The 6,000-nt window shown below is 66.8% G+C and carries 7 protein-coding genes; all 7 read right to left on the minus strand.

Features of this window, described 5'->3' with window-relative positions; genetic code table 11:
• Positions 1-2 precede the first annotated feature (2 nt).
• Positions 3-1,412, minus strand: a complete 1,410-nt coding sequence (gene rpoN, locus G370_RS0105050; RefSeq protein WP_019659608.1) for an RNA polymerase factor sigma-54 — start codon at positions 1,410-1,412, stop codon at positions 3-5.
• Positions 1,413-1,849: 437 nt separating this feature from the next.
• Complete coding sequence (locus G370_RS0105055) at positions 1,850-2,482, minus strand: response regulator (RefSeq protein WP_005413261.1); 633 nt, start codon at positions 2,480-2,482, stop codon at positions 1,850-1,852.
• A 92-nt stretch (positions 2,483-2,574) separates the two neighbouring features.
• Complete coding sequence (locus tag G370_RS0105060; RefSeq protein ID WP_019659609.1) at positions 2,575-3,153, minus strand: PilZ domain-containing protein; 579 nt, start codon at positions 3,151-3,153, stop codon at positions 2,575-2,577.
• On the minus strand, positions 3,150-3,443 hold the full coding sequence (locus tag G370_RS0105065; protein ID WP_019659610.1) for a hypothetical protein: 294 nt from the start codon (positions 3,441-3,443) through the stop codon (positions 3,150-3,152). The genes G370_RS0105060 and G370_RS0105065 overlap by 4 nt, the downstream gene beginning before the upstream one ends.
• Positions 3,440-3,856 carry a flagellar export chaperone FliS gene (gene fliS, locus G370_RS0105070; RefSeq protein ID WP_019336597.1) on the minus strand — a complete coding sequence of 139 codons (417 nt, stop codon included), beginning with the start codon at positions 3,854-3,856 and terminating at the stop codon, positions 3,440-3,442. Before fliS ends, G370_RS0105065 begins: the two co-directional genes overlap by 4 nt.
• Before the next feature lie 128 nt (positions 3,857-3,984).
• Positions 3,985-5,403, minus strand: a complete 1,419-nt coding sequence (fliD, locus tag G370_RS0105075) for a flagellar filament capping protein FliD (RefSeq protein ID WP_019659611.1) — start codon at positions 5,401-5,403, stop codon at positions 3,985-3,987.
• Between the two features lie 441 nt (positions 5,404-5,844).
• A partial coding sequence (locus tag G370_RS1000000121205; protein WP_281162048.1) for a flagellin occupies positions 5,845-6,000 on the minus strand: 156 nt, incomplete at its 5' end.

The following is a 6,000-nucleotide window of genomic DNA, read 5'->3' on the forward strand; positions in this document are numbered from 1 at the left end:
TTTCAGCCCACCCGGGCCAGCTGGGGTTGCCTGGCGCTGAGCCGGCGCCGTTCGCGGGCCGGGGCGATATCCAGTTGTTCTCGGTATTTTGCGACGGTTCGGCGGGCAATGTTCACCCCCTGGCGCGACAGCAGGCCGGCAATGGCCTCGTCGGCCAGCGGGCGGCCGGCCGGTTCGGCGTCGATCAGGCGGCGGACCATGGCCTTCACCGCCTGGCCGGAGACGCTGGCGCCCTCCAGGCGCACGGCGAAGAAGTGCTTCAGCTCGAAGGTGCCGCGCGGGGTCTGCAGGAACTTGCCGGTGGTGATGCGCGAGACGGTGGACTCATGCATGCCGATTTCCTCGGCCACTTCCTTCAGGGTCAACGGCGCCATGGCCTCTTCGCCCCGCACCAGGAAGGCGGCCTGGCGCTCGACGATCACCCGCGCCGTACGCAGCAGGGTGTCGTAGCGCATCGACAGGCCACGGCTGAACCAGCGCGCCTCCTGCAGCATCTCGCGCAGCGCCGGTGCGGCCTCGCTGGTCTCGGCCAAGGCCTGTTCGTACTGGCTGTTGATCGAGACCCGGCGGCTGGTGGCCGGGTTGAGGGCGACTTTCCACTGGCCGTCGGCGTGCCAGGCGACCACGTCCGGTACCACCACGGCATTGCGTTCGGGCAGCAGGCTGTCGCCCGGGCGCGGCTGCAGCGACAGGATCAGGCGCACGGCTTCGCGCACGTCGTCGATCTCGGCGTCGTGCAGGCGGGCGAGGGCGGGGTAGTCGTGTGCGGCCAGTGCTTCGAGTGCGCCGTCGAGAATGCGGGTAGCCAGGTGGCGGGCGGGAACCGCGCCATGCAGGCTGCGCAGCTGCGCCTGCAGGCCTTCGCGCAGGTCCTGTGCAGCCATGCCGGCGGGCTCACCGTGCAGCAGCTGCTGGCGGATGGCCTCGACGCCGTTGGCGGCGATATCGAACTGGGCGCTGGCAAGCAACTGCAGCTGGTCCAGCGGTGCCTGCAGGTAGCCGGCCTCGTCGCAGTGATCGAGCCAGAACGCGGCCACCGCCAGTTCGCGGTCGTCCATGTCCAGCGACAGGCGCTGAAGCACACGCAGCTGCGGGTCGGTCGATTCGCCGGCGGCGATGCGCGCCATGCGGTCGTCGTCGCCGTCTTGCCAGCTGGCGCCGACCACGTCCCACATCGAAGACTCGGGCAACTCGTCGAACGCGGCGGTTTCCAGCGTGGTCGCGCTGGCCTCGGTGGCGTCGGCGGCAGGCGCTTCGGCCTCTTCGATTTCGAGCAGCGGGTTGGAGTCCAGCAGGCGCTGGATTTCCTGCTCCAGGTGCAGGCCGTCGAGTTGCAGCAGCCGGATCGACTGCAGCAACTGCGGGGTGAGTTGAAGTTGTTGGCCCAGCTGGGTCGAGAGTGCAGCCTTCATCGTGGTTCCCCGGCGCCGCTCCCCGGCGCCTTGTGGAACGCATCTTGCTTTTGATCCGGCGGGGGCGGAATCAGGGGGTTCCTGAGGGGCTTGGTGAATGTCCTGACAGGGTGTAGGGGTATTCCCTACATCGACGCGGATTGTTGACGATGATCGCTGCTAAGTTGCTGATTTCCGGTGCAAGGCCAGGGTTGATCGGGCTGCGCCGTGTACGGATTCCTGTCGGGGAGTGTCAGGGCGACGGGAATTCGTCGCTGGGTGCGGGTTGGCTGCGTCGGCTGTCGATAGAGACGATCACCGGTAGAGTCGACTGTCAGTCGACTGCTCTCCGATCAGACCAAGGAAAGTCCCGCGCTTCGCGCGCAAGTCGACTGGCAGTCGACTCTACCAACAGCCCACTCTACCCAGCCATCGCTTCGTCACGCCGAGGCTGGCGCTTACTCCAGCTCGTGCTGGTGGCGCGCGGCCAGCAGCAGCAGATCGTTGGCGCGGCGGCAGCCGAGCGATTCCATCATGCGTGCGCGGTGGGTCTCCACCGTCTTGACGCTGATGCCGAGGTCGGCGGCGATTTCCTTGTTGCTCTCACCCTTGCCGATGCGGCGCAGGATCTCGCGCTGGCGCGGCGACAGCGCGGCGATGCCGGTGGGCTTCTCGCGGCCCAGCATCGGTGCCAGCATCTTGGCGGAGATCTGCGGGCTCAGGAACACCTGGCCGGCGTGCGCGGCGCGCAGCGCCAGTTCCAACTCCTGCGGCGCTGCATCCTTGACCACGAACCCGACCGCGCCCCGATCCAGCGCATCGCGCACGTGAGCGGCATCGTCGTGCATGGTCATCATCACCACCCGGGTACCGGGCGCGCGCAGGCGGATGTCGCTGAGTGCTTCCAGGCCGGTGCGGCCCGGCAGCGAGAGGTCCATCAGCACCACATCCGGTGCGTGCTGCAGGGCCAGCTGCAGTGCCTGCTCGGCGTTGCTGGCCTCGGCAACAAGCTGCACGTCGGCAAACCCCTGCAGCAGCCGCGCCAGGCCGGCGCGGACGAGGGTGTGATCGTCGACGATGAGAACTCGCACAGGCACGCAACAGATCCGTGTAGGGGAGTCCACCTTAACTTAGCTGAACGGGCGCGCCAAGGCTTGCCCGCAAAGCGTGATGGTGGCAGGTTTCAGCGGGCGCGGCGCGCCTCGGCCACCTGGCGGCGGTGCAGGCGGAACAAGTGCCGCTCCATTGCCATCTCAAGGCCATCGCCAAGACGCTGGAAACGCAGCCACAGGTAGTGACCGCCGCCACCGTCCGCCGCTTCGGCGATCACTTCCACCGGCAGGTCGATATGGTCGGGCAGCCAATCGCTGGGCTGCAGGCGCACCACGCCGGCCTGGCCGGGGCTGGCGCCACTGCGTGGGCCCAGCTGCAGGCGGATGCCGCGGCGCGACCAGCGCACGGGGCGCAGGGTCAGTTCCTGGCCCTGCTGGCGTACCAGCCGGCCGAGCAGCACCATCGCCAGATCCAGCTTGGCCTCCAGCCGCTGCAACTGCAGGCTGGCCTCATTGCGGTCGTCATGTTCGTCAACGCGGCTGTCTTCAACCAGCGCCAGGCTGCGCAGCAGGCCTTCGGCGCTGCTGGTGCGACCGGCCGCGCTGCCTGCCTGGAACTCGGCCGGCAGGGCCAGCTCGCAGCTGAGCGTCTCGTCGAACAGCTCGCTTTCAGCCGGGTGGTGCAGCGACGTGGTCGGCAATTGGGTCATGCCAGCGATTCTGCCTGCAGGTAGGCATGCGCTGCGCGAAGGGAACGCTGGCCGTCATTCATCAGTGCTGCCACCGCATCACGGCGCTGGCGCAGCAGGCCGAGCAGATTCTGCTGGCGTTCGAACAGCGCAGCCAGCGGTGCGTGGTCGGTGGCGGCCAGCGGCTGGCTGAGCAGCGCATGCAGCGTGCTGTCGTGGCCATCGAGCAGGCTGTCGGCCTGGTCGAGGGACTCTTCGCCCAGGGCCTTCTCGAAGGCATCCAGCTGGGCGTGCAGTTCGTGCAGGCTCATGGCGCCACCGCCGCCGGCCGGCGCTGCTCGTGCGGGATCGCGTTCCAGGCGCTGTCGATCTCGCCCAGCAACTGCAGCGATTCATCCAGCGCGGCACGGTCGTTGTGCAGGTTGGCCTCGGTCAGGCGCTGCAACACGTAGTCGTACAGTGCCGACAGATTGCCGGCGATCTCGCCGCCGGCTTCGTGATCCAGCGAGCCGTTGAGGTGGCCGACAATCGCGCAGACTTCGCCGATCGCCTTGCCCTTTCCGGCCTGGTCGCCACGCTCAAGACTGGCCTGGGCACGGCGTACGCGCTCCAGCGCGCCCGCCAGCAGCATCGCCACCAGCTTGTGCGGATCGGCGTCGGCAACCGCACTGGTCACTCCCACCTGGCGGTACTGCTCGGCATATTGACGGCTGGAACCGTACATTCGTGATTCTCCTTGCGCTGGGTGCCGTCGGGTGGTCGTGGGGACCGTGGCCGGCGGTGCGGCGTTGATTGCTGTTGCGTCCGTTATCGGTGCGAACCACGCCAAACTTGAGCGTTGCACGCCGTCCTTTAGCGGTTCAGCTGTGCCAGCTGCTGCTGCAGTGCGGTGTTGCTCTGCTGCAGCTTGCCCATCAGGCTGTCGAGCGCCAGGAACTGCTTCTTGTAGCGTTCCTCGACGTTCTTCATGCGCGTGTCGAGGTCCTTGCGGCGCTTGTCGATGTTGTCCAGCGTGGTGTTCAGGCCCTTGGTGCGGGCGACGAACGCCCCTTCCTTGCCGACGGTGGTGCTGACATAGCCGTCGACCATGGTGTACAGGGTGCCAGCACCGCCGGTGTCGCCGGTGATGGCCGAGCGGATCTTCTCAGGCTGGCTGGCCAGTGCGGCGGCAAACTTGGTGGTATCGAGAACGAGGCTGCCGTCGGCGTTGGGATAACCGCGGGTCTGCAGGCCCAGCACCTTCGGATCCAGGCCGTCGGCCGAGAGCTCCTTCAACACGCTCGACATCATCGAACGCAGCTGGCTGGAGGCGCCGCGCATCTGCGCGTCACCCGTCAGGGTGGCGGCTTCCTTGGTCTTGGCGTCGTATTTGGTCTCCGAGTTGATCGCCGCGATCGCCGCGTTGTAGGCGGTCACGAATTCCTGCATGACCTTGGTCGCTGCGGCCGTGTCGGTGCTGATCACCACGGTACTCTTGCCGGGAACCTTCAGGTTCAGGGTCAGGCCCGGTACCGCATCGGTCACCGTATTGCTGGCACTGACCACTTTGACGCCGTCGATGGTCAGTTCGGCGTCCGCAGCGGCCGTGTTTTCTTTCAGGCTGCCTACCAGTGCACCCAGCTTCGGGTCGCTGCCTGCATACTCCAGCTTGATCGCGTTGGCGGCACCGGTCTTTTCCTGGGCGATCGACAGATACTGGTTGTCGCCCGAGCTGATAAGCGTGGCCTGCACGCCTTCCTTGCGCCCGGCGGCATCGATCTTGTTGCGGATGGTGGTCAGCGTGTCGCCGTCCTCCACCGTCACGTTCATGGTCTTGGCCTTGTCGCCCACGCCAACGGTCAGCGTCAAGGTTCCGGCACCGAAGGTGTCGGTCTTGGGCACCGAGGTATCGGCGATCAGCTTGTGTGCCGTGGCGAGGGATTTCACCTCCACCTGGTGCGTGCCGTTGGAGGCCGCTGCCTTGGTCGTGCCCACGTCGTACAACGCGACCGACGCCGTCAGCACATCATCTGCATTGTTCGGACCGGCCTTGCCGGTGGCGGTGACGGTGCGGGTATCGAAGGCCGTCGTGGCCTTGAGGGCCGTCAGCGCGGTCTTCAGCTTGTCGAAGGCCGCCGTAACGGTGCCGATCGACGACAGCTGCATCTTGGCCTTGGACTGCTGCAGGTTCAGCGCATTGTCGGCGGGCTTGCGGTCAGCTGCGACCAGCTGGTTGACGATGCTGGAAATGTCCAGCCCCGAGCCAATGCCACCGTATCCAAAGTCTGCCACGTCGTTTCTCCTGGTATCCGGGCCTGGCCGTCGTGCGGCGGCCCGTCGTCAACGAAAATAGCGGCCTGCGCCGCTGGGTCTTGAGGACTTCGTTGATGCATGCGCCGTGCCAATGGTCTGGCGCAGGTTCTGGCACGCAGATTGCAGGAGGGTTGGGGCAGGGTGCGGGGACATTCACCGCAGGCTGCCGGGGGTCTGCAAAAAGCCCTCCCCCAATGCAGGGGAGGGATCAGGCTACTGACAATCGGGGGGAGACGAAGCCGCCCGGTACGTACAGTCAAAGGTACAGCGCTGAAAGAGAGGTCCGCAGGAGCGGGCGATGCCGAGCCGGTTCGGGAGGTTTCCCGGGCCGGGCATGGCCCGCGCCTTCGAGCACCATGGCTTCCAGGTTGCCGCTACCGTCGATTCACTTCGACGGTAGCGGCGCCTTCTTGCCGTGGATCAGCGCAGCAGGCTGAGCACGCCCTGCGGCACCTGGTTGGCCTGGGCCAGCATGGCCGTGCCGGCCTGCTGCAGGATCTGGGTGCGGGTCAGCTCGGCGGTTTCCTTGGCGAAGTCGGTGTCCTTGATGCGGCTGCGCGAGGAGGACAGGTTTTC

Origin of the sequence: Stenotrophomonas hibiscicola ATCC 19867 (assembly GCF_000382065.1) — a bacterium.
Lineage (GTDB): Bacteria > Pseudomonadota > Gammaproteobacteria > Xanthomonadales > Xanthomonadaceae > Stenotrophomonas > Stenotrophomonas hibiscicola.